At 59.5% G+C, this 22,686-nt stretch carries 18 protein-coding genes and 6 tRNA genes; 8 read left to right on the top strand and 16 right to left on the bottom strand.

Annotated elements, in window-relative coordinates:
- Positions 1 to 601: 601 nt before the first annotated feature.
- Together rapA and rluA are read left to right on the top strand one after the other, a co-directional pair.
- A complete protein-coding gene (gene rapA, locus AB5Y97_RS01870; protein WP_201947259.1) occupies positions 602 to 3,469 on the top strand; it encodes an RNA polymerase-associated protein RapA in 2,868 nt (955 codons plus the stop codon).
- Positions 3,470 to 3,584: 115 nt separating this feature from the next.
- On the top strand, positions 3,585 to 4,241 hold the full coding sequence (rluA, locus tag AB5Y97_RS01865; protein ID WP_042081022.1) for a bifunctional tRNA pseudouridine(32) synthase/23S rRNA pseudouridine(746) synthase RluA: 657 nt from the start codon (positions 3,585 to 3,587) through the stop codon (positions 4,239 to 4,241).
- A 60-nt stretch (positions 4,242 to 4,301) separates the two neighbouring features.
- Here rluA and AB5Y97_RS01860 read toward each other — a convergent pair whose 3' ends face one another.
- The 5 genes from AB5Y97_RS01860 to treR all read right to left on the bottom strand — a co-directional run bounded on the left by AB5Y97_RS01860 (position 4,302) and on the right by treR (position 9,512).
- On the bottom strand, positions 4,302 to 4,490 hold the full coding sequence (locus AB5Y97_RS01860) for a hypothetical protein (RefSeq protein WP_005336040.1): 189 nt from the start codon (positions 4,488 to 4,490) through the stop codon (positions 4,302 to 4,304).
- Positions 4,491 to 4,610: 120 nt separating this feature from the next.
- Positions 4,611 to 5,210, bottom strand: coding sequence for a sugar O-acetyltransferase (locus AB5Y97_RS01855; RefSeq protein WP_338456055.1), 600 nt, complete (start codon positions 5,208 to 5,210; stop codon positions 4,611 to 4,613).
- Positions 5,211 to 5,213: 3 nt separating this feature from the next.
- Positions 5,214 to 6,875: an alpha,alpha-phosphotrehalase gene (gene treC / locus AB5Y97_RS01850; RefSeq protein ID WP_368157193.1), complete on the bottom strand. Its 1,662-nt coding sequence runs from the start codon at positions 6,873 to 6,875 to the stop codon at positions 5,214 to 5,216.
- A 66-nt stretch (positions 6,876 to 6,941) separates the two neighbouring features.
- A complete protein-coding gene (gene treB, locus AB5Y97_RS01845) occupies positions 6,942 to 8,372 on the bottom strand; it encodes a PTS trehalose transporter subunit IIBC (RefSeq protein ID WP_005336043.1) in 1,431 nt (476 codons plus the stop codon).
- A gap of 192 nt (positions 8,373 to 8,564) precedes the next feature.
- Positions 8,565 to 9,512 (bottom strand): trehalose operon repressor TreR, encoded by a 948-nt coding sequence (treR, locus tag AB5Y97_RS01840; protein ID WP_368157192.1) that lies wholly within the window; start codon positions 9,510 to 9,512, stop codon positions 8,565 to 8,567.
- Positions 9,513 to 9,649: 137 nt separating this feature from the next.
- Here treR and AB5Y97_RS01835 point away from each other — a divergent pair, with 137 nt between their 5' ends.
- The 6 genes from AB5Y97_RS01835 to pbpG all read left to right on the top strand — a co-directional run bounded on the left by AB5Y97_RS01835 (position 9,650) and on the right by pbpG (position 15,386).
- Positions 9,650 to 10,600, top strand: a complete 951-nt coding sequence (locus AB5Y97_RS01835) for an AEC family transporter (protein ID WP_201947251.1) — start codon at positions 9,650 to 9,652, stop codon at positions 10,598 to 10,600.
- Positions 10,601 to 10,774: 174 nt separating this feature from the next.
- Entirely contained in the window at positions 10,775 to 10,969 is a 195-nt protein-coding gene (locus AB5Y97_RS01830) for a heavy-metal-associated domain-containing protein (RefSeq protein WP_071914838.1), read from the top strand.
- Between the two features lie 130 nt (positions 10,970 to 11,099).
- On the top strand, positions 11,100 to 12,158 hold the full coding sequence (gene ansB / locus AB5Y97_RS01825; protein ID WP_201947250.1) for an L-asparaginase 2: 1,059 nt from the start codon (positions 11,100 to 11,102) through the stop codon (positions 12,156 to 12,158).
- Positions 12,159 to 12,422: 264 nt separating this feature from the next.
- Positions 12,423 to 13,715, top strand: coding sequence for a hemolysin family protein (locus AB5Y97_RS01820; protein WP_368157191.1), 1,293 nt, complete (start codon positions 12,423 to 12,425; stop codon positions 13,713 to 13,715).
- Positions 13,716 to 13,733: 18 nt separating this feature from the next.
- Positions 13,734 to 14,399: a DedA family protein gene (locus AB5Y97_RS01815; protein WP_151287123.1), complete on the top strand. Its 666-nt coding sequence runs from the start codon at positions 13,734 to 13,736 to the stop codon at positions 14,397 to 14,399.
- Between the two features lie 159 nt (positions 14,400 to 14,558).
- Positions 14,559 to 15,386: a D-alanyl-D-alanine endopeptidase gene (gene pbpG, locus AB5Y97_RS01810; RefSeq protein ID WP_005348750.1), complete on the top strand. Its 828-nt coding sequence runs from the start codon at positions 14,559 to 14,561 to the stop codon at positions 15,384 to 15,386.
- A gap of 340 nt (positions 15,387 to 15,726) precedes the next feature.
- Here pbpG and AB5Y97_RS01805 read toward each other — a convergent pair.
- The 11 genes from AB5Y97_RS01805 to recA all read right to left on the bottom strand — a co-directional run bounded on the left by AB5Y97_RS01805 (position 15,727) and on the right by recA (position 22,686).
- A tRNA-Arg gene (locus AB5Y97_RS01805) sits at positions 15,727 to 15,803 on the bottom strand.
- Between the two features lie 28 nt (positions 15,804 to 15,831).
- Positions 15,832 to 15,908 (bottom strand) — tRNA-Arg (locus AB5Y97_RS01800).
- A 27-nt stretch (positions 15,909 to 15,935) separates the two neighbouring features.
- Positions 15,936 to 16,012 (bottom strand) — tRNA-Arg (locus tag AB5Y97_RS01795).
- Positions 16,013 to 16,037: 25 nt separating this feature from the next.
- Positions 16,038 to 16,114 (bottom strand) — tRNA-Arg (locus AB5Y97_RS01790).
- A 100-nt stretch (positions 16,115 to 16,214) separates the two neighbouring features.
- Positions 16,215 to 16,291 (bottom strand) — tRNA-Arg (locus tag AB5Y97_RS01785).
- Between the two features lie 3 nt (positions 16,292 to 16,294).
- Positions 16,295 to 16,387, bottom strand: a tRNA-Ser gene (locus AB5Y97_RS01780).
- Between the two features lie 213 nt (positions 16,388 to 16,600).
- The gene (csrA, locus tag AB5Y97_RS01775; protein ID WP_005336053.1) at positions 16,601 to 16,789 is read right to left on the bottom strand and encodes a carbon storage regulator CsrA; all 189 of its coding nucleotides are present in this window, start codon (positions 16,787 to 16,789) and stop codon (positions 16,601 to 16,603) included.
- A 103-nt stretch (positions 16,790 to 16,892) separates the two neighbouring features.
- The gene (locus tag AB5Y97_RS01770) at positions 16,893 to 18,131 is read right to left on the bottom strand and encodes an aspartate kinase (protein WP_005336054.1); all 1,239 of its coding nucleotides are present in this window, start codon (positions 18,129 to 18,131) and stop codon (positions 16,893 to 16,895) included.
- A gap of 16 nt (positions 18,132 to 18,147) precedes the next feature.
- Complete coding sequence (alaS, locus tag AB5Y97_RS01765) at positions 18,148 to 20,772, bottom strand: alanine--tRNA ligase (protein ID WP_201947246.1); 2,625 nt, start codon at positions 20,770 to 20,772, stop codon at positions 18,148 to 18,150.
- Positions 20,773 to 21,067: 295 nt separating this feature from the next.
- Positions 21,068 to 21,577 (bottom strand): regulatory protein RecX, encoded by a 510-nt coding sequence (locus AB5Y97_RS01760; protein WP_368157195.1) that lies wholly within the window; start codon positions 21,575 to 21,577, stop codon positions 21,068 to 21,070.
- 44 nt (positions 21,578 to 21,621) lie between these two features.
- On the bottom strand, positions 21,622 to 22,686 hold the full coding sequence (recA, locus tag AB5Y97_RS01755) for a recombinase RecA (RefSeq protein ID WP_040068994.1): 1,065 nt from the start codon (positions 22,684 to 22,686) through the stop codon (positions 21,622 to 21,624).

Here is a 22,686-nt window from a genome sequence, read left to right as displayed (position 1 = left end):
ATGATCAAACTCTTCAATTTAAGTTTGGTTGCTTCGAAAAGCGGCTCAATGAATTGCTGAAATAAACTGTTCGACTTCTTATTGCTAAGAAATCGTCTTGGTCACTTCACCAGACATTGAAAATCAAAAATTGTTTTGATGTTCGATGCTGTGAGTGCCCACACAGATTGCTTGATTCAAATTGTTAAAGAGCGATGCAACAGTGTGTTGCTGCGGGAGTGGAATTCTACTCAACCGCCTTCTCGAGTCAAGCCTTATTTGCAAAGGCTTTTCGAGGTTATCGACGAGGTTGTTTGCGTTGCCGCTTGCCCTGTCGATGGAGGCACATTATAGGGATCTGGATCACGCTTGCAAGGGGCTTTTCGAATAAAATTCGCATTTTTGGTTCAACCGTTCACTAATCACCCAAAAAGCGCATTTATCCTGCAATAACACACCCGTTTGGCGATATCGCTACCTTTATATGGTGTGGCGATGGTAGCAGATCAAGGTTGTGGCGATTTGGTCTCTCTACATCTATATCCATGGTGATCGAGGTCACGCCTTCGGGTAACATAGCGCCCCTTTGCGATTCACACACTCTTGGGCTTTGGAGAGTTTAATGCCTTTTGCACTTGGCCAGCGTTGGATTAGTGATACAGAGACGGATCTGGGGTTGGGGACTGTCGTTGCTGTTGAAGGACGCATGGTTACCCTGTTGTTTCCGGCTACCGGTGAAAACCGCATGTATGCCAAAGAAGAGGCGCCGGTCACCCGGGTCAGCTTCAATGTGGGCGATCAGATCACCAGTCACGAAGACTGGACCATGACGGTCGACGAAGTGCAGGAGAAAGACGGCCTGCTTATATATGTAGGTGTGCGCACCGACAATGATGAGCCCGTTGCCCTCAAGGAAGTGTTTCTCAACAACTTTATCAAGTTCAACAAGCCGCAGGATCGCCTGTTCGCAGGTCAGATCGATCGGATGTCCCGCTTCACCCTGCGCTACGAGGCGCTGGTCAACCAGCACCAACGTCGTCGCAACCCGACTCGCGGTCTGGCCGGTGGCCGGGTCAGCCTGATCCCGCACCAGCTCTATATCGCTCATGAAGTGGGTCACCGCTACGCTCCGCGTGTACTGCTGGCCGATGAGGTGGGTCTGGGCAAGACCATCGAAGCAGGCATGATCATTCATCAGCAACTGCTCTCCGGCCGTGCCCATCGCGTACTCATTCTGCTGCCCGAAACGCTCCAGCATCAGTGGCTGGTCGAAATGCTACGCCGCTTCAACCTGCACTTCTCCCTGTTTGACGAGGAGCGCTGCATCGAGGCATTTGCCGATGCGGAGAACCCCTTCGAGACCGAACAGCTGGTGATCTGCAGCCTCGACTTCCTGCGCAAGAAGCGCCGTCGCTTCGAGCAAGTGCTGGAAGCCGAGTGGGATCTGCTGGTTGTCGACGAAGCGCACCATCTGGAATGGAGTGAAGAGGCGCCGAGCCGCGCCTATGAGATGGTGGAAGCGCTGGCCGAACAGGTGCCGGGCGTGCTGCTGCTGACCGCCACCCCGGATCAGCTGGGCCACCAGAGCCACTTTGCCCGTCTGCGCCTGCTCGATCCCGAGCGTTTCTACGACTACGAGGCCTTCCTCGCCGAGGAGCAGGCCTATGGTCAGGTCGCGAGCGCCGCGCAAGAGCTGCTGGATGGCGAGACCCTGAGCGATGAAGCCAAACAGATCCTCGCCAGCCAGCTGGAAGGGCTGGACTTGAGCGATGCCGCCGCCCGTCAGCAGGCGGTCGCCAAGCTGCTGGATCAGCATGGCACCGGCCGGGTGCTGTTCCGTAACAGCCGCGCCAATATTCAGGGCTTCCCCGAGCGTCACCTCAACGTCTACCCCATGCCGCTGCCGGAGCAGTACAAGACTGCCATCAAGGTGATGGGCATGATGGGTGGCAACGGTGGCGATCTGCAGACCCGCGCCCTGCGCTACCTCTATCCCGAGAAGATCTTCCAGCAGTTCGAAGGCGACAACGCCACCTGGACCCAGTTCGACCCACGCGTTGAATGGTTGCTGGAGCTGCTGCTCTCTGCCCGTCAGCAGAAGGTGCTGGTGATCTGCTCCGAAGCAGCAACCGCCATCGCGCTGGAAGAGGCGCTGCGCACTCGTGAAGGGATCCGTGGTGCCGTGTTCCACGAAGGGATGTCGATCCTCGAGCGGGACAAGGCCTCCGCCTATTTCGCCCAGCAAGAGGGTGGCGCCCAGGTGCTGCTCTGCTCCGAGATCGGCTCAGAAGGCCGCAACTTCCAGTTTGCCAGCCATCTGGTGCTGTTCGATCTGCCCCTCAACCCGGATCTGCTGGAACAGCGGATCGGCCGACTGGATCGTATCGGTCAGCAGAACACCGTCGAGATCCATGTTCCCTATCTGGAAGGGACTGCCCAGCGCGCCCTGCAGCTCTGGTATCACGATGGTCTGGACGCGTTCGAGCAGACCTGCCCGACGGCCCGCCCGGTATTCGAAGCGGTACGTGAAGAGCTGTTCGAGCTGCTGGCTGCCAACACCGGCGATCAGGCAGCCCTCGACGCCCTGCTGGTCAAGACCCGCGAACTGCACGAGCCGCTCAAGGCTCGACTGGAGCAGGGCCGCGATCGCCTGCTGGAGATCCACTCCAGCGGTGGCGCCGCCGCCCAGCAGCTGGTCGACAAGCTGGCCGCCGAAGATGACGACACCGCCATGATCTCCTTCGCCCTCAAGATGTTCGACGAGATCGGCGTCAATCAGGATGACCGTGGCGAGAACGCGCTGGTGCTGACCCCCGGGGATCACATGCTGGTCTCCAGCTTCCCGGGCCTGCCGCAAGACGGCATGACCATCACCTTCGATCGCAACACAGCCCTGTCGCGGGATGACATGGCGCTGCTCTCCTGGGATCACCCCATGATGCGCGGCGGTATCGACCTGATCCTGGGCTCCGAGATCGGTGCCACCTCGGTCGCACTGCTCAAGAACAAGGCGCTGCCCATCGGCTCCATCCTGCTTGAGCTGATCTTCGTTGCCGAGTCTGCGGCCCATCCCCAGCTCTACCGCTTCATGCCGCCGACGCCGATCCGTCTGCTGATGGACAAGAACGGCCAGAATCTGGGTGAGAAAGTGGCGTTCGATGCCTTCAACCGCCAGCTGACGCCGGTCAATCGCCACCTCGGCAGCAAGCTCGTGACTGCATCCCAGCCGGTGATCCACGGTCTGATTGGCAAGGGCCAGGCCATTGCCGAAGAGCTGAAAGCCGGGATTGTCGACAAGGCCCGTGCCCAGATGGCGCAGACCCTGCAGCAGGATCTGGATCGTCTGGAAGCGCTCAAGGCGGTCAACCCGAACGTGCGAGACAGCGAACTGGATTATCTGCGCAATCTGCAGGCAGAATTGCACCACCTGATCGATCAGACCCAACTCAAGCTGGATGCAATCCGCTTTATCGTGGTCACCCATAACTGACAAGGTACCGACCGACAGCGGCCAGACCCAGCTCAAACTGGATACCCAAGGCCGCTTTGTCGTGGTTACCCATAACTGATGGGGGCTTGCCCCCACCTTCTGATGCGAGACATTTATGTTTGAATACTCACCGCCTCTGGAACCCTGGCTCGATATCCTGTTCAAGGACAAGGACATCATGGTGGTCAACAAGCCCACTGGCCTGCTAAGCGTCCCCGGGCGCGGCCCCGAGAATGAAGACAGCGTCCTGCATCGGGTGAAACAGCAACACCCCAAGGCGGCGGCAGCTCATCGCCTCGACATGTCCACCACTGGCGTCATTGTCATTCCCCTCAATCCCAACTCTCATCGGGAGCTGAGCCGACAATTTCGCGAGCGGGAGACCGAGAAGCACTACCTCGCCTGGGTGTGGGGTGAGCCGGAAGCAGAGTCGGGACAGGTTGACCTGCCGCTCTGCGTCGACTGGCCCAACCGCCCGAAGCAGAAGGTGGATCACGAGGAGGGGCGTCACGCCCTGACCCTGTGGGAAAAACTGAAAGTGGAGAACGGCAACAGCCTGATCAAGCTGACTCCCATCACAGGTCGCTCGCACCAGTTGCGCGTCCATATGCTGGAGCTGGGGCATCCGATCCTGGGTGACAACCTCTACGCCCATCCGGATGCGCTGGCGGCTGCCCCCCATCTCTACCTGCATGCGGCCATGCTGACCATCAGCCACCCCCGCAGCGGGGAACGGATGACCTTCGAGGCGCCGGCTCCTTTCCCGGTCTGATCCCGCAAATCGCAGAGATAAAAAAGCCCCCATCGCGAGATGGGGGCTTTTTCATTAGGGTCAGACGCGAATATCGATCTTGCTTCCCAGGGAAGCGCTGGCCGATGTCGGTGCAACCGGCGCTGATTGCGCTGCGTTTTGCAGCAGCTTCAGCGCAGCTTCGCCCTCTTGGGTCTGCTGTTTCTTGGCCAGACTGGCCGTCATCAGAGCAGAACCAAACGACGCATTTGCAGAACTTGATATATCCATAGGGTTCCTCCTGCACTCAACAGTATCGGCCAAGCGGCCCCGAACATAAGCACTGAATGCAAAACAATCTGAAAGTTGCTTTTCTATCAGTCAGATAGCAATTGCATTCATGGCCCCTGTTCACCGCTGGATGACGTCTTCAAGCTCCTGTGCCGTCATCGCCCGAAGCACCTTGCAAGGGTTGCCAGCCGCCACCACATTGGCGGGCACATCTTTGGTCACCACCGAACCGGCACCGATGACACTGTTATCACCGATAGTGACACCGGGGCAGATGACGACGCTGCCGCCAATCCAGACGTTGTGGCCGATCCGCACCGGCTTGCCGAACTCGACACCCCTGATGCGCGGCGCCACTGCCACCGGGTGAGCGGCGGTGTAGATCTGCACCCCGGGCGCCAGCAGCACATTGTCGCCGATGTGCACCTCACAGACGTCGAGGATGGTGCAGCCCACGTTGGCGTAGAAGTTCTCGCCGACGAAGATGTTGGCGCCATAGTCGCAGAAGAACGGCGGATTGATGGCGCACTCGTTGCCACGTCCACCGAGCAGCTCGTGCAGCAAAGCATCCCGCGCCGGTTTCTCCTGCCAGCTGGTGTTGAAGGTGTGATAGAGCCTGCGGCAGCGCTCGCGCGCCGCTTTCAGCTCGGGATTACCCGCATCATAAGGCTCCCCCGCCACCATCTTCTGCCACTCGGCACCACGTACCACCTTCTCCATTACCTACTCCATCAGCCAGATCAGGGATTCATAAGGGCGCAGCATACCCGATTGCGGTTGGGCCGGGCTATCCAGGTAGTTGCCGAGCAGCAGCCGACCTTGCCCGCTTTGCAGCTCGGCAGGCAAGGCAAACTCAACCGGCTCGCCGTAGAAGTTGCTCACCACCAGCAGGGTCTGACCGTTGGCGCGGCGGGCATAGGCCCAGATCTGCGGGTGCCCGGTCAGCAGCTCCTGATAATCCCCCTGGGTGAAGATGGGGTGCGCCTTGCGCAGGGCGATGAGATCCCGGTAGTGCCAGAACACCGAGTGCTGGTCGGCCAGCGCCGCCTCGGCATTGATCTCGGAATAGTTGGCGGCTGGCTTGAGCCAGGGTGTCCCGTTGGTGAAACCGGCGTTGGCCGCAGCGCTCCACTGCATCGGGGTGCGCGAGTTGTCGCGGGACTTGGCACCGAGAATGGCGAGGATCTCGGCCTCGCTCATCCCTTCGGCCTGCTTGATGGCAAAGATGTTGCGGCTCTCCACATCCTGATAGTCATCGATGCGCTGATAGCCGGGGTTGGTCATGCCGATCTCCTCCCCCTGATAGATGTAGGGGGTGCCCTGCAAACCGTGCAGCGTGCTGGCCAGCATCTTGGCGGCCACCACCCTATGCTCACCCTCGTCACCGAAGCGGGAGACGATGCGCGGCTGATCGTGGTTGCACCAGAACAGCGCCGACCACCCCTTGCCGTGCATGCCACTCTGCCAGTGGTTGAAGATGCGCTTGAGTTCGATGAAATCGAACGGAGCCTTGGTCCACTTGTCGCCGTTGGGGTAATCCACCTTGAGGTGATGGAAGTTGAACACCATGGAGAGCTCGGAGCCATCGAGGGCGCCATAGCGCTGACAGTGCTCCAGTGAAGTAGAGGACATCTCCCCCACCGTCATGGCGCCGACAGGAGCAAACACGTCGCGGCTCACGTCCTGCAAAAATTCGTGGATGCGCGGCCCGTCGGTGTAGAAGCGGCGGCCATCGCCAATCTCGTCGTTCGGGAACGTCTGATCCTTGGAGATAAGGTTGATGACATCGAGCCGGAAACCGTCCACCCCCTTCTTGGCCCAGAAGTGGATGATCTTTTTCACCTCGGCGCGCACCGCCGGATTTTCCCAGTTGAGATCCGCCTGCTCGCGGGCAAACAGGTGCAGGTAGTACTGACCGGTGGCTGAGTCCAGCTCCCAGGCGCAGCCACCAAACTTGGATTGCCAGTTGTTGGGCACGCCGCCATCCACCGGATCGCGCCAGATGTAGTAGTCGCGGTAGGGGCTGTTTTTATCCCCCAGCGCCGACTTGAACCAGGCGTGCTCGGTGGAAGTGTGGTTCACTACTATATCCATCACGATGCGGATGTCGCGCGCGTGGGCGGCGGCCAGCAGCGCCTCGAAATCTGCCATGGTGCCGTAGGCGGGGTCGATGGCAAGGTAGTCGGCGATGTCGTAGCCGTTGTCCACCTGCGGAGAAACATAAACCGGGGTCAGCCAGAGGGCATCGACGCCCAAGGTCTTGAGATAGTCGAGGCGGGCCATGATCCCCTTGAGATCACCGGTGCCACGGGCAGCGGAATCCTGAAAGCTCTTGGGGTAAATCTGGTAAATCACGGCACTCTGCCACCAGGGTGTTTGGCTCATGGGTCTTTCTCTTGTCTCGGATATGAAATGGAGAGGGCGACCCGCGGGTCGCCCTGATAATCAGTGTCAGGCGCTGGCTTGGGCCAACTTGCCAGCGGCTTGCTGGCGCTTGTAGACCAGCAAGGTCAGCACCACCGGCACCACGATGGCGACCAGCATGGCGATGGCGAACACCGCCCAGTATTGCGGCTGGATGGAGAGGATGCCCGGCAGGCCGCCTACCCCGATGCCGTTGGCCATCACCCCGGCGAAACCGCAGATGAGGGCGGCAAGGCTGGACCCCACCATGGCGCACAACATGGGGAACTTGTACTTGAGGTTGATACCGTACATGGCCGGTTCGGTCACCCCGAGGTAGGCGGAAATGGCGGCAGGTACCGAGATCTCCCGCTCGTTCTCCTTGCGGCTAATCAGAATGATGCCGACGACCGCAGACGCCTGCGCAATGTTGGAGAGGGCGATCAGCGGCCAAATCGGGGTGCCACCCATGCTCTGCATCAGCTGCAGATCCACCGCGTTGGTGGTGTGGTGGATACCGGTAATGACCAGCGGCGCGTAGAGGAAACCGAACAGGGCAGCACCGATGGGAGCGAAGGAGCCGGTCATGGCAGCCTTGGCCGCGAAACCGACGCCATCACCAATCCAGCGACCGAACGGGCCGATAAAGGCGTGGGCCACGATCACTGCCAGCAAAAGCGAGACAAACGGCACAATCACCAGATAGAGATAGGCCGGAATGATCCGCTTGAGGTTGGTCTCAACCCAGGCGAGAAAGACACCCGCCAGCAGCGCCGGAATGACCTGGGCCTGATAACCCACCTTCTGGATCACGAACAGGCCGAAGTCCCACACCTCGGGGGTCTGCTGACCAATGCCGTAGGCGTTCATCAACTGCGGTGACACCAGCGTCACCCCCAGCACAATACCGAGGATCTCGGAGCCACCCATCTTCTTCACTGCAGACCAGCAAACACCGACCGGCAGGAAGTGGAAGATCGCCTCGCCCAGCAGCCAGAGGAAGGCGTGTACCTGCGCCCAGAACTGGCTGATCTCGGTGAGGGTGTGAGTGCCATCGTCGAACATCTTGATGTCGCCGATGACGTTGCGAAAGCCCAGGATCAGACCGCCGGTGATGATGGCGGGCAGCAGCGGTACGAAGATCTCTGCCAGATGGGAGATGCCCCGCTCCAGCGGGTTCATGTTCTGGCGTGCCGCCTGCTTGGCGGTCTCCTTGCTGCCACCGCTGACGCCGAGCTGTTCGGTCAGCGCCTTGTACCACTGCTCTACCTCGTTGCCGATCACCACCTGGAATTGACCGCCCTGGGTGAAGCTTCCCTTCACTGCCGGAATGGTCTCGATGGCCTTGCTGTCGGCCTTGGCCGGATCGTTCAGGACGAAGCGCAACCGGGTCAGGCAGTGGCTGACGGTGGCGATGTTCTCCTTGCCGCCGATCTTGTCGATCAGGGTGGCAAGCTGCTGTGCGTTGATCTTGGACATGGGTCTTCCCTCTGTGACGCCATTGAATAGTGGTCTGTATCGCCCTTTTGAGCCAGTCTGTCGGCCGGAGCGTTTTTGGTATCGTTCCCATTTAGCATGCCGACAATCTGGCCAGATCGAAATGGGAACGTTCCCAATTCGTGGCCAGCATCACAAAAAGCGCACTTTTTGTTCAGTCGGAAGTGATGGGGGTCACAGGGTTCGACAGGGGGCGATTGTCACCAGCGGAGGCTGATCCTGCTCAATCTGGCCGAGCAGCTGACGCGCCGCCTGCTCCCCCGCCCCTTTGTAGCCAAGATCGAGACTGAGGGCGTTGGGGAAGAGGAAACTGAGCATGGGATTGTTGCCAAGGCCGGTCACCAGCACCTCGCTACGCCCTTGTTCTTGCAGATATTTTGCCGCACCGATGGCGAGGGTGTCGCTGGCGCAGACCAACGCTTGGGTGGAGGGCGTCAGCAGCTCGGCCGCCAGCCGGTAGCCGCTCTGCAGGCTGAGATCGCCGAGGGCGCTGCACGGGCGCAACCCTCGCTCTGCGCAGTAAGCGAGATAGGCGTCGAGGCGGCGCTGGCCGGTGGTGAGATCCGAGGCATCCACCCCCAGATAGGCGATGTCGCGGGCGCCACGGCTTGCCAGCTGCGCCAGCATGGTGCGCACCGCGCCGACATCGTCAAAGCAAACCGAGGAGAAACCGGGATATTCTCGGGCAACCAGCACCAGCTTATCCCTGAGCGGCGCCATGGCGGCATAGTCCAAATCGTTGAAGGCAAACAGGATGATGCCATCCACTCCACGCCGCTCCAGCACCGCCAGATGCTCCTGCACCTTGGCGGGGGAGAATTTGCTCTCCATCAGCACGGCGTCGTAGCCGCGCTGGTAGAGGGTCTCCAGCATGCCGCGCACCGCCTGATTCTCCGAGCTGGAGTCGAGCCGCGAGACGATGATCCCCACCACCTGCTGGCTCTGGCTACGCATGGCTCGCGCCGACTTGCTCGGCACGAAGCCGTGCTCGGCGATGATCTGCTCCACCCGCTCGCGGGTCTCCTGCTTCACCTTGGGATCCTGATTGAGCACCCGGGAGACAGTCGACTTGCCGACCCCCGAGAGGCGGGCGATATCGAGGATGGTCAGTTTCTTGTCCATGGATTGACTCACTGGGGTTTGGCGCAGGCGGTGGAAATTGCCCACATTGTTGTGATTAACCCCTGTGAATACAAGCCCATGGCGTTAGAATGCCCTTTTTGCCCCGCTTCGGACGGTGCATCAGGAGGACGCCCACCATGGATCTGCTGGCCAGTCTGCTCTTCTCCCTCTCCATCACAGGCCCCATCTGCGTGATCCTGCTGCTCGGCATCTGGCTCAAGCGGTTGGGGCTGCTGCCGGAACCTTTCACCGAATCCGCCTCCCGGCTGGTGTTTCAGGTCACCCTGCCCGCCCTGCTCTTTCTCAGCATTCTTGGCACCAACTTCGCCACCATGCCGAGTCCCTGGTTTATCGGTTACGGCCTGCTCGCCACCGTCGCCAGCTATCTGGTGCTGGAGCTGCTGGCGGGCCGCTTTATCGGCGAGCAGCGACTGCGCGGCATCTTCGTGCAGGGGAGCTTTCGCGGCAACAGCGCCATCATAGGGCTCGCCTACGTGCAGAACGCCTATGGCCACGAGGGGCTGGGGGCGGCAGCGCTCTACGTCGGCGCGGTCACCGTGCTCTACAACATCCTCGCTGTCATCACCCTCACCCGCAGCCTCGGCGGCGCCACCGGCATCCGCCCCATCCTGCTCGGCATCATCAAGAATCCGTTGATCATCGCCATCGTGGCGGCGCTGCCTTTTACTCTGCTCGGCATCAAGATGCCGCAGCTGCTGCTCACCACCGGCGGCTACTTCGCCAACATGACGTTGCCGCTGGCGCTGCTCTGCACCGGCGCCTCTCTCAGCCTCGACGCCCTGCGCGGCGGGGCGGCGCTGACCGGCTGGGCCAGCGTGATGCGGCTCTGCCTCATTCCAGCGGTGTTCACTCTGGGGGCGGCCCTGCTCGGCTTCAGCCATCTGGAGCTCGGCATCCTGTTTCTTATCAGCGCTACCCCGACTGCCGCCGCCAGCTATGTGATGACCCGCGCCATGGGGGGCGACAGCGTGCTGGCAGCAAACATCATCGCCACCACCACCCTAGGTTCGCTGGTCACTACCAGCCTCGGGGCAACCCTGATGAATTACCTCGGTCTAATGTACTGACCCTGTCAGAGGAAACTGCCAACCTCATCGCCACTATGAACCTTGGCTCGCATGTCAACCATCCACCGGCTGGGAACAATCCTGATGAACTATCTGGGTCTTATGTACTGACGGCTTGACCTTGCCGGAGGCGACAGCTTTACCCTTGTGCCATATCAACCGAGGAGAGCATTTATGACCATCGAACTCACCGTCTCCGGCATGTCCTGTGGTGGTTGCGCCGCCAGCCTGCAAAAAGCCCTGCTGGCCCAGCCTGCAGTTACCACCGCGACCGTCGACTTTACCAGCAGCAAGGCCGTCATCGAGAGCGAGCTGAGCAAGGCCGAGCTGATCGCCCTGATCGAAGCCAAGGGTTTCTCTGCGAGTTAAATTATCTCCATAGAGGTATAAAACAGGTTAAAAATCTGTACTCACCTGTCTTTTGGTGAGTTTTATCACAGATATTGATGGTTATCTGGGCAAACTGGCTGCGATTATTCCAACCATAAGGATTTGCAGCATGACCCTACCGATCCGCAAGACCCTGCTCGCCGCCGTCGTCGGCCTGACCCTCTCCCCGATGGCCATGGCCCTGCCCAACGTCCATATACTGGCCACCGGCGGTACCATTGCCGGGGCGGGACAGTCCGCCACCCAGTCCAACTACGAGGCCGGCAAGGTGGCCATCGAGACGCTGATCGCCGCCGTGCCCGAGATGAAGAACGTGGCCGACGTGCAGGGTGAGCAGGTGGTCAAGATCGGCTCTCAGGACATGAACGACGAGGTGTGGCTCAAGCTGGCCAAGCGGGTCAACGCGCTGCTGGCCAAGGATGACGTGGATGGCATCGTCATCACCCACGGCACCGACACCATGGAAGAGACCGCCTACTTCCTCAATCTGACCGTCAAGAGCGACAAGCCGGTGGTACTGGTTGGCGCCATGCGCCCCTCCACCGCCATGAGTGCTGATGGCCCGCTCAACCTCTACAACGCCGTGGTGACCGCCTCCGACCCCGCCTCCAAGGGACGTGGCGTGATGGTGGCGATGAACGACACAGTGCTCGATGCCCGCGACGTCACCAAGACCAACACCACAGGCGTGCAGACCTTTGCCTCCCCCAACTTTGGCCCGCTCGGTTACATCCACAACGGCAAGATCGACTATCAGCGCAGCCCGGCCCGTCTGCACACCAGCAAGACGCCGTTTGACGTGAGCAAGCTCGACAAGCTGCCGCAAGTGGGCATCGTCTACAGCTACGCCAACGCCACCGACTTGCCTGCCAAGGCGATGGTGGATGCCAAGTTCGACGGCATCGTCAGCGCCGGGGTGGGCAACGGCAACCTCTACCACACCCTGTTCGACACCCTGGCCAAGGCGAGCAAGGATGGCATCCGCGTCGTGCGCTCCGCCCGCGTGCCGACCGGCGCCACCACCCTGGATGCCGAGATCGATGATGCCAAGTACGGCTTCGTGGCCTCCGGCACTCTCAACCCGCAGAAAGCGCGGGTGCTGCTGATGCTCTCCCTGACCCAGAGCAAGGATCCAGCCCAGATCCAGCGCTGGTTCCAGCAGTTCTGACAACGGTTGCCTGACAAGTGACAAGCAAGGGCGGGACTTCCCGCCCTTTTCCATCCTGCATGCAATGCCACTTCGCCAAGCACCCGCCTCACCCATTACGTCGTTTGGCGAGGTCATCCTTCCCCTTTTCCGGCCATCTTTTTCGGCCACCGCAGAGCGTTGTCATCAAATTAGCGAGCCGGATCACCCGCTTTCACAAGCGCATCGCCGCCAAATTCATTACACTGCCAGCGATCTTATCCACTCAAGGAGTGCTGTTGCTGTATGGAAATATTGATCCTGCTGGGATTGATTTTGCTTAATGGCGTCTTCGCCATGTCAGAAATCGCCATCGTCACCGCACGCAAGGCTCGCCTCGGCAAGCTTGCCTCTGAAGGCAACCGTTCCGCCGCCATTGCCCTCAAACTGGGCGAAGACCCGACCCATTTTCTCTCTGCCGTCCAGATAGGCATCACCAGCATAGGTCTGCTCAACGGTATCTACGGCGAATCCCTGCTGGCCCAGCCCTTCTCCCTCTGGTTGCAGGGGTGGGGACTCCCGGCCAAGAGCAGTGGCCTGATCGCCACCATCATAGTGGTGGTGGTGGTTACTTACCTCTCCATCGTGGTGGGGGAGCTGGTGCCCAAGCGGCTCGGCCAGCTCAATGCCGAACGCATCGCCTGTCTGGTGGCCCGCCCGATGCACTGGCTCGCCACCCTGACACGCCCCTTCGTCTGGCTGCTGTCGGCCTCTACCAATGCCAGCCTGCGGCTGCTACGGGTCAACCAGAACGGCAGCGCCAACGTCACCGAGGAGGAGATCCACGCCATGCTGGTGGAAGGATCGGAAGCCGGGGTGATCGAGGATCATGAACACACCATGCTGCGCAACGTCTTCCGTCTCGACGAGCGCAGCCTCTCCTCACTGATGGTGCCGCGCAGCGATATCCGCTATCTGGATCTGGCGCTGCCGCTGGAGACCAACCTGCAGCGACTGGTGGAGTATCGCCACAGCTATTTTCCGGTCTGCGCCGGCAACCTGTCAGAATTGGTGGGTATCATCAATGTCAGCAAGGTGCTGCACGCCTATATCAAGGGGGAGCCCATCGATCTGGCTGCCCTGACCCAGGAGGGCAGCCTGCTGCCCGAGACCCTCAACGGCGTCGAGCTGCTCAACCACTTCCGCACCCACAGCGAACAGATGGCGCTGGTGGTGGACGAATATGGTGAGCTGCAGGGACTGGTCACCCAGCAGGATCTGCTGGAGGCGCTGGCGGGGGATTTCCAGCAGGAGGATGGTGAAGACAACTGGGCCTTCCGGCGCGCCGATGGCAGCTGGCTGCTCGACGGCCTGATCCCGTTGCCGGAATTAAAGGACTGTCTGGAGCTGGTTCGTCTGCCAGAAGAAGAAAAACATCACTATCACACCCTCGGAGGGCTTATCATGCTGCTCCTTGGTCGTGTTCCACAAACCGGAGACCTGGTGACACTGGAACAGTGGCAACTGGAAATTGTTGACATGGATGGCCTGCGCATCGACAAGGTGCTCGCCATGCCCTTGACCGATCAACCCAGCTAACCTGCGGAGTTTGCAAGTATGGAGCAGTTTTACCAACTGGCTCACGCCTTTATGAATCACGATCTGAACACACTTTCCGATCCCAAGATGGCCTTCATGATCTGTGGTGTGATTCTGACGTTTCTGGTACTGGAAAACGGATTCATCCCTACCGCCTTTCTGCCCGGTGACAGCCTGCTGATCCTCACCGGCGTGCTCATCTATCAGGATATATTGTCTCTCGGGGTGATCCCGCTGTTGATCATGGCCACCTTTGTCGGCACCTGGCTCGGTTACATGCAGGGACGCTTTCTCGGCCACACCCAGCTCTACCATCGGCTAATGTCCCATGTGGAAGAGCGACACCAGCAGAAGGTCTACCACCTGCTGGACAAGTACGGGATCATCACCCTGATCACCGCGCGCTATATCGCCTTCGTGCGCACCGCCTACCCCTATATCGTGGGAGCTACCGAGCTGCCCCAGGGGCGCTTCCTCATCGTCAATCTGATCAGCTCCATCATGTGGATCTGCCCGCTGGTCGGGTTTGGCTACTACCTGAGCCACACCAAGCTGGCCGCCGAATACCAGACCCAGTTCTTCAACATCATCATCTATCTGCCGGTGGCCCTGCTGGTGGGTGGCATGGTGGCGCTGGTCTGGCGCTGGATCAGCAAACGCAGGGCTGCGCAGCCGCGGGATTGACCCTTCGCCCAACGCCCGACCCGAAAGCCCTCGCCAGAGGGCTTTTTTGATCGCCAATTTTGCGCAAATAGCAGAAATAGTCCCGCTCGGCCCTTGTAAAGCCGGGGTAAAAATGAGTGAATCTAGCGCCTTTTTTTGGATGGGAATGGAGTCGGTTGTATGTGGTGTCGGATTCGCGCAGCAGCGCTGGTTGTCGGGTTGATGGGAATGCTGGGATTGCCTGCGGTCAGCGCGGCACCCAACCCAGCCAAACTGGAAGTACGCTCGAGCAGCGCCCTGGTCGTGGATGTAAAAACGGGCAAGACTCTCTACCAGAAGAATGCCACCAAGGTGCGTCCCATCGCCTCCCTCACCAAGCTGATGACAGCGCTGGTGGTGCTGGATGCCAAACAGAATCTCAACCAGACCATCACGGTCGACAAGAACGATCTGGATCGGGTCAAACACACCCATTCCCGCATCCGCATGGGCACCAAGGTGACCCGCCGCGACGCCCTGCATCTGGCGCTGATGTCCTCCGAAAACCGGATGGCCTCGGCACTGGCGCGTCACTATCCGGGCGGTCGCAGCGCCTTCGTGCGAGCCATGAACAACAAGGCCAGACAGCTGGGTATGCGTAATACCCACTTCTACGACTCCACCGGCCTCTCCACCCGCAACGTCTCTACCGCCCAGGATCTCGGCAAGCTGGCTGCCGCCGCCTACCGTCAGCCGCTGATCCGTCAGTTCACTCAGGATGAGAACCGGGAGATGCGCTTCAGCGCCCCCGCCTATAGCCTGATGTTCAACAACACCAACCCGCTGGTGAAAAACCCGGATTGGGACGTGCGCCTCTCCAAGACCGGCTTCACTGACGAAGCGGGGCGCTGTCTGGTGATGCGCGCCAAACCGGACAGCCGCGAGCTCGCCATCGTGCTGCTCAACTCGGTGGGCAAACGCACCCCCATCGGCGATGCCAACCGCATTCGCAAATGGTTGAAAAGCTGAGTAAATATCTCGACACAAAAGGATGCTGCGGCATCCTTTTTTATTGCCTACAGAACGCTTCAGCAGGCCTTGCAGGATGTTGATGAGCGAACCTTGAGTGATGAGTGGCCCGGCATCTGCCGTTGCAACAGCAGGCATACAGCACGCGTGTAGATAAGGCAAAGGGTGGCAAGGGGTTGCACCGTTCAGAAGAGCTGTGCGCAGTCACAGAAGGGGGCAGAAATGAGGGCAAGAACAGACAGGAGGGTAACCCGGCCGCTCCAGTGAACGAGGATCCGCACCAAAGAGTGAAATGTCGCCCATAAAAAAACAGCCGCGACCGAAGTCGAGGCTGTCTGTATGGTGCGCCCGAGAGGATTCGAACCTCTGACCACCTGGTTCGTAGCCAGGTACTCTATCCAGCTGAGCTACGGGCGCTCATAAACTTTTGGTACTGCTTGAAATATGGTGCGCCCGAGAGGATTCGAACCTCTGACCACCTGGTTCGTAGCCAGGTACTCTATCCAGCTGAGCTACGGGCGCTCACAAACTTTTGGTACTGCTTGAAAATGGTGCGCCCGAGAGGATTCGAACCTCTGACCACCTGGTTCGTAGCCAGGTACTCTATCCAGCTGAGCTACGGGCGCTCATAAATCGTTGTGTCGTTTTAAATGGTGCGCCCGAGAGGATTCGAACCTCTGACCACCTGGTTCGTAGCCAGGTACTCTATCCAGCTGAGCTACGGGCGCCCTGTTTTAAAACGATAAAAAAAGCTTACTTATCAGTAAGCCTTTTCCAAAGTGTCGACTTGCTGATGGTCAACGCATGACTCTTGCTTGAGTCGTAATATGGTGCGCCCGAGAGGATTCGAACCTCTGACCACCTGGTTCGTAGCCAGGTACTCTATCCAGCTGAGCTACGGGCGCAAATGGCGGAGAAGGGGGGATTCGAACCCCCGATGCGGGTATAAGCCGCATACTCCCTTAGCAGGGGAGCGCCTTCAGCCTCTCGGCCACCTCTCCGTTTGCGGGGCTGATAATACTTCACAGGGATTTTTAGTCAAACACTTTTTTGGAGAAAAAAGTGCGTTCGCTCAGCATTTGGCCAAAGCGTGGAATATTCAAACAATATCGGCACTTATCCCGCAGTTTCGCGCCCTGCAGGGCGATTTCAGGGGGCCGAAAAAACAAAAGGCGACACATAAGGTGTCGCCTTGTCACAGCCATGAAAGTGGCTTAGAAGCCTGGTTGGCCCGGAACTTTCTCGGCCTGGATGCGCTGGTAGATCTCTTCGCGGTGTACGGAGACCTCTTTCGGCGCGTTAACACCGATACGGACCTGGTTGCCTTTAACGCCCAGTACGGTGACAGTCACTTCATCACCAATCATCAGGGTTTCCCCAACACGACGAGTCAAAATAAGCATTCGCTTGCTCCTGTATCCTGTTTTGTTTTTATATCGATATGCGACATTATCTAACAAAGATACCGATATGGTAAATGGTTGAAACTAAATCAATCAGAGATTGTTAGCCCAAGGGCTGCTCTTGCGGTGCCTGATCCAACCCGAAAGCCGCATGCAGGGCTCGCACCGCCAGCTCCAGATACTTCTCGTCAATCACCACAGAGATTTTGATTTCAGAGGTCGAGATCAACTGCATGTTGATCCCCTCCTCGCCCAATACCTTGAACATGGTGCGCGCAACACCGGGATGGTTCCACATGCCGACACCGACAATGGAAACCTTGGCAATCTCGCCATTTCCCTGCACGCAGGAGGCGCCAAGTTCGGTGGCGGTCTCCTCCAGCAGTGCCCGGGCGCGGCGATAGTCGTCACGATTCACCGTGAAGGTGAAGTCGGCGGTGCCATCTCCCAGGGTGTTCTGCACAATCATGTCGACATCAATGTTGGCGTCGCTGATCGGATTCAGGATCTGCGCGGCAACGGTTGGTCTGTCCGGCACGCCCAGAATGGTCAGGCTGGCCTCGTTGCGGTTAAAAGCGATCCCGGATACCAGGGGAGCTTCCATCCTATCACCTCCATATGTGATTAAGGTTCCCTCTCCATCGATAAAGCTCGACAGCACCCGCAGCGGGACGCGGTACTTGCCCGCAAACTCCACCGAGCGTATCTGCAGCACCTTGGCGCCGAGACTTGCCATCTCCAGCATCTCCTCGAAGGTGATGGTGTCGAGACGACGCGCCTTGGGCTCGATGCGCGGATCCGTGGTGTATACCCCATCCACATCGGTAAAGATCTGGCACTCATCGGCCTTGATGGCCGCCGCCACAGCAACCGCCGTGGTATCCGAACCGCCGCGGCCCAGCGTCGTGATGGCGTTATGCTCGTCACGGCCCTGGAAACCGGCGATCACCACCACCTTGCCCGCAGCCAGTTCGGCATGAACCAGCTCGGTGTCGATGTGGGTGATGCGCGCCTTGCCATAGGCGGAATCGGTATGAATCCGCACCTGATCACCGGTCATTGAGACCGCAGGACAACCGCGTTTGTTCAACGCGATCGCCAGCAGCGCTATGGTGACCTGCTCACCGGTGGAGACCAGTACATCCATCTCCCGCCGGTTGGCATCAGGATCCAGCTGCTGGGCCATGCCCAGCAGCCGGTTGGTTTCGCCCGACATGGCGGAGACAACCACCACCACGTCGTGTCCCTGGGCGCGGGTCTGCTCGACCCGCTCAGCTACCGCCTCGATCCGCTCCAGTGTGCCGACCGAGGTGCCGCCGTACTTCTGTACATAGAGTGCCACAGATCACCTCGCCCGATTACAGGCGCTCTTCCAGCCAGGAGTGAACGGATTGCAGCGCTGCCGGCACCGCCTCAGGCTGGGTACCACCCGCCTGTGCCATGTCCGGACGGCCACCGCCCTTGCCACCCACCTGCTGGGCAACCAGATTGACCAGCTCACCGGCCTTGACCTTGCCGGTCAGGTCGTTGGTGACGCCCGCGATCAGGTTGACCTTGCCATCGGCACAGGTGGCCAGCAGCACAACACCGGACTTCATCTGGTTCTTCAGCTCGTCCAGCATGCCGCGCAGGGATTTCGGATCGGCCCCTTCCAGCGCTGCAACCAGCACCTTCTGACCGTTGATCTCGATCACCTGACCCAGCAGATCGTTACCAGCCTGAGCGGCCAGCTTGGCCTTAAGCTGCTCCAGCTCGCGCTCCATCATCTTGGCCTTGTCCAGCATCTGGCGAACCTTGTCGGCGATGCAGAACTGATCACCTTTCACCAGTGCAGCAGCCTCTTCGATCTGCTCGCCAACCTGATGCATGAAGTCGATGGCCGCTTTGCCGGTCACCGCTTCGATACGGCGCACGCCAGCTGCGATACCGCTCTCGGCGATGATCTTGAAGAAGCCGATATCACCGGTGCGCTTGGCGTGAGTACCGCCGCACAGCTCGGTGGAGTAGTCGCCCATGCGCACCACGCGCACGTCATCTTCATATTTCTCACCAAACAGCGCCATGGCACCGGCGGACTTGGCCGCTTCCAGATCCATCAGCTGGGTGGTGATTTCGTGGTTGGCGCGGATCTGGTTGTTGACCAGCTCCTCGACCCGGCGAATGGTCGCCATGGTCAGCCCCTCGAAGTGGGAGAAGTCGAAACGCATGCGCTCGGCTCCAACCAGAGAACCTTTCTGGGTGACGTGCTCGCCCAGAGCCTGACGCAGGGCAGCGTGCAGCAGGTGAGTCACGGAGTGGTTCAGGGCGATGGCCTGACGACGATCGCCATCAACCACGGCTTCCACTTCGGCGCCCTTCTCCAGGGTGCCCAGCTCCATGTAGCCCTTGTGGATGATCGCCTTACCCGCTTTCAGGGTGTCGGTCACGGCAAAGATGCCGTCGTCCACTTTCAGGGTACCGCTGTCGCCGATCTGGCCGCCGGACTCGGCGTAGAAGGGGGTCTCTTCCAGCACGATGACCGCTTCGTCACCGGCGATAAGACCGCTCACCTCTTCCACACCCTTGTAGATACCAACCACGCGGGTACGCTCGGTCAGGGTCTTGTAACCGGTGAAGGGGGTCTCGAAGTCGAGCTTGAGCATTTCGTTGTAGTTCACACCGAAGCTGGAGGCCTCTTTGGCGCGAGCACGCTGCTTCTCCATCTCGGCCTTGAAGCCCTCTTCATCGATGCCGATCTCGCGCTCGCGCACCACGTCGGCAGTCAGGTCGGCCGGGAAGCCGTAAGTGTCATAGAGCTTGAACACCACTTCGCCCGGAATAACCTTGGCATCGCCCAGGTTGGCCAGAGCGTCTTCCAGCAGCAGCAGACCGCGATCCAGAGTGCGGACGAACTGCTCCTCTTCGATACGCAGCACGCGCTCGACCAGCGGCAGCTGGGCGATCAGCTCGGCAGCGACATCCTTCATCTGTACGGCCAGCTCGGCTGCCAGTTTGTAGAAGAAGACGTCGGTCGCGCCCAGCTTGCGACCATGACGCACGGCGCGGCGGATAATGCGACGCAGCACATAGCCACGACCTTCGTTGGACGGCATCACGCCATCTGCCACCAGGAAGGCGCAGGAGCGGATGTGGTCAGCGATGACGCGCAGGGACTGGTTGCTCAGATCGGTGGTGCCGACAATCTCGGCCGCTTTCTTGATCAGCGCCTGGAAGATGTCGATTTCGTAGTTGGAGTGGACACCCTGCATGATGGCGGAGATACGCTCCAGACCCATGCCAGTATCCACGGACGGACGCGGCAGCGGCTCCATGGTGCCGTCAGCCTGACGGTTGAACTGCATGAAGACCACGTTCCAGATCTCGATGAAACGGTCGCCATCCTCTTCCGGTGAGCCGGGACGGCCACCCCAGATTTGATCGCCGTGGTCATAGAAGATCTCGGTGCAGGGACCGCACGGGCCGGTATCGCCCATCGCCCAGAAGTTGTCGGAAGCGTAAGGGGCCCCCTTGTTGTCACCGATGCGCACGATGCGATCGGCCGGGACACCGACCTCTTTTTCCCAGATATCGAAAGCTTCATCGTCAGTCGCGTAGACGGTCACCAGCAGGCGATCTTTCGGCAGCTGCAGCACCTCGGTCAGGAAGCCCCATGCAAACTTGATGGCATCCTGCTTGAAGTAGTCACCGAAGCTGAAGTTGCCCAGCATTTCGAAGAAGGTGTGGTGACGAGCGGTATAGCCGACGTTTTCCAGATCGTTGTGCTTACCACCGGCACGCACGCAACGCTGGGAAGTCGTCGCGCGATTGTAGGCACGCTTGTCTGCGCCAAGGAACACGTCCTTGAACTGGTTCATACCCGCGTTGGTAAACAACAGGGTCGGGTCGTTATGCGGTACCAGCGAGCTGGAGGAGACAACCTGGTGCCCCTGGGAACGGAAATACTCGAGAAACGCAGCGCGAATCTCTGACGTGGACATATACATGGAAAATCCTGCTTGATTCGAATACGGACTTTTAACCGCATTAATGTAAGTTTTCTGCGGGGTAAAGTAAAACGGACAGGGCCGCCAAGGGCGAAAAAGCGCACGTAAACGGGCCAGATAAGAGCGCCGCTGCCCACAGTGGCTTTTTTCACTGTCGAGAGGCAAAAAAGCAGCGCATAAAGAGGGATGAGATGAACAAAAGGCCGCTTTTTCGGGATTGTGCGCGCAAGCTACTGAACGGGCAGGAAAAACCTGCCGCAAGGAGAGGTGAAACGATGTTTGCCACGCAGTGGCGTTACTCCTCCCGCTCCTGAAAGGCCGAGAGGGCGTAACGGGCCTGATCCTGAGTAAAGCCGCGCCCCAGCAGATACTTGAGCCACTTCATCCGCAGCTTGAAATCCGCCAGATCGGCCACCCGGGCGCGCCGTTCGAGCAGGGCAAACGCCAGTTCGAACCAGTCCAGCTCCGGCTGATCGAATGCGGCATCAATCTGCATATCGTCGAGCCCCTTGCGGCGCAGATCGAAGCGGATCTTGATGGGGCCATGGCCCTTGGCGGCACCGGCCCGTACAGCCATACCGCCGTAACGTTCGTCATTGACCCAGTTGTAACCGCGGCAGTAGTCGACCACCGCCTCGATCACCTCTTCATTGAAACCCTGCTGGCGCAGCCGGTTGGCCAGCTCCGACTCGGCACTCTCGCGACGGGCCAGACTGCGCATGGCATAAGCACGGGCAGCGGCCAGCTGCTCGGCAAAGGTCGGTTCGGCAGGCTCGACCGGTTCGGTAACGGATTCATCAACCATCATAAATAACAAGGCCGGGTATCTACCCGGCCTTCCTTTGTTCCTTATTCGAACTCTTGTTCGCTTTCGGCATCGAACTCTTCTGCCTCAACCGGTGCAGCCTTGTCATCGACTGGCACGGCACCGGAGAGCAGCAGCTCGCGCAGGCGGGCTTCCACTTCGCCAGCCATCACCTTGTTCTCGGCGAACAACTTCATGACGTTGGCCTTGCCCTGACCGATCTTCTCACCGTTGTAGCTGTACCAGGCACCGGCCTTGTCGATCAGCTTGTGCTTGACGCCCAGATCCACCAGCTCACCCTCTTTGGAGATACCGGCGCCGTAGAAGATCTGGAATTCAGCCTGCTTGAAGGGCGGAGCAACTTTGTTCTTGACCACTTTGACGCGAGTCTCGTTACCGACCACTTCGTCACCTTCCTTGATGGCGCCGATACGACGGATATCCAGACGCACAGAGGCGTAGAACTTGAGCGCGTTACCACCTGTGGTGGTCTCCGGGCTACCGAACATGACGCCAATCTTCATCCGGATCTGGTTGATGAAGATGCACAGGCAGTTGGCGTTCTTGATGTTGGCAGTCAGCTTGCGCAGTGCCTGGGACATCAAACGTGCCTGCAGGCCAACGTGGGAGTCACCCATCTCCCCTTCGATTTCCGCTTTCGGCGTCAGGGCCGCCACGGAGTCGACGATGATGACGTCAACGGCGTTGGAGCGAACCAGCATGTCGCAGATCTCCAGCGCCTGTTCGCCGGTATCCGGCTGGGAGATCAGCAGGTCGTCGACGTTGACGCCCAGCTTGGCAGCGTAGATAGGGTCGAGGGCGTGTTCCGCATCGACGAAGGCACAGGTTTTGCCTTTCTTCTGGGCTTCCGCGATCACCTGCAGGGTGAGGGTGGTTTTACCGGAAGATTCCGGGCCGTAGATTTCGACGATACGGCCACACGGCAGACCGCCGATCCCCAGCGCCACGTCCAGCGAGAGGGAACCGGTAGAGATGGCTTCGATATCCATGGTCTTGCTGTCGCCCAGACGCATGATGGAACCTTTGCCGAACTGCTTTTCAATCTGACCCAGCGCAGCCGCCAGTGCCTTCTGTTTGTTCTGATCCAT

Source organism: Aeromonas sp. R10-2 (genome assembly GCF_040908445.1).
Taxonomy (GTDB): domain Bacteria; phylum Pseudomonadota; class Gammaproteobacteria; order Enterobacterales; family Aeromonadaceae; genus Aeromonas; species Aeromonas veronii.
This window is presented reverse-complemented; position numbering and strand designations above follow the sequence as displayed.

What these genes read in the sequence shown, in the direction of transcription:
- recA (WP_040068994.1), bottom strand. Translation starts at nt 22,686, where the DNA reads ATGGATCAGAACAAACAGAAGGCACTGGCGGCTGCGCTGGGTCAGATT.
- rapA (WP_201947259.1), top strand. Translation starts at nt 602, where the DNA reads ATGCCTTTTGCACTTGGCCAGCGTTGGATTAGTGATACAGAGACGGAT.
- AB5Y97_RS01855 (WP_338456055.1), bottom strand. Translation starts at nt 5,210, where the DNA reads ATGGAGAAGGTGGTACGTGGTGCCGAGTGGCAGAAGATGGTGGCGGGG.
- AB5Y97_RS01860 (WP_005336040.1), bottom strand. Translation starts at nt 4,490, where the DNA reads ATGGATATATCAAGTTCTGCAAATGCGTCGTTTGGTTCTGCTCTGATG.
- ansB (WP_201947250.1), top strand. Translation starts at nt 11,100, where the DNA reads ATGACCCTACCGATCCGCAAGACCCTGCTCGCCGCCGTCGTCGGCCTG.
- AB5Y97_RS01835 (WP_201947251.1), top strand. Translation starts at nt 9,650, where the DNA reads ATGGATCTGCTGGCCAGTCTGCTCTTCTCCCTCTCCATCACAGGCCCC.
- AB5Y97_RS01760 (WP_368157195.1), bottom strand. Translation starts at nt 21,577, where the DNA reads ATGGTTGATGAATCCGTTACCGAACCGGTCGAGCCTGCCGAACCGACC.
- csrA (WP_005336053.1), bottom strand. Translation starts at nt 16,789, where the DNA reads ATGCTTATTTTGACTCGTCGTGTTGGGGAAACCCTGATGATTGGTGAT.
- rluA (WP_042081022.1), top strand. Translation starts at nt 3,585, where the DNA reads ATGTTTGAATACTCACCGCCTCTGGAACCCTGGCTCGATATCCTGTTC.
- treC (WP_368157193.1), bottom strand. Translation starts at nt 6,875, where the DNA reads ATGAGCCAAACACCCTGGTGGCAGAGTGCCGTGATTTACCAGATTTAC.
- treR (WP_368157192.1), bottom strand. Translation starts at nt 9,512, where the DNA reads ATGGACAAGAAACTGACCATCCTCGATATCGCCCGCCTCTCGGGGGTC.
- AB5Y97_RS01830 (WP_071914838.1), top strand. Translation starts at nt 10,775, where the DNA reads ATGACCATCGAACTCACCGTCTCCGGCATGTCCTGTGGTGGTTGCGCC.
- pbpG (WP_005348750.1), top strand. Translation starts at nt 14,559, where the DNA reads ATGTGGTGTCGGATTCGCGCAGCAGCGCTGGTTGTCGGGTTGATGGGA.
- AB5Y97_RS01820 (WP_368157191.1), top strand. Translation starts at nt 12,423, where the DNA reads ATGGAAATATTGATCCTGCTGGGATTGATTTTGCTTAATGGCGTCTTC.
- treB (WP_005336043.1), bottom strand. Translation starts at nt 8,372, where the DNA reads ATGTCCAAGATCAACGCACAGCAGCTTGCCACCCTGATCGACAAGATC.
- alaS (WP_201947246.1), bottom strand. Translation starts at nt 20,772, where the DNA reads ATGTATATGTCCACGTCAGAGATTCGCGCTGCGTTTCTCGAGTATTTC.
- AB5Y97_RS01815 (WP_151287123.1), top strand. Translation starts at nt 13,734, where the DNA reads ATGGAGCAGTTTTACCAACTGGCTCACGCCTTTATGAATCACGATCTG.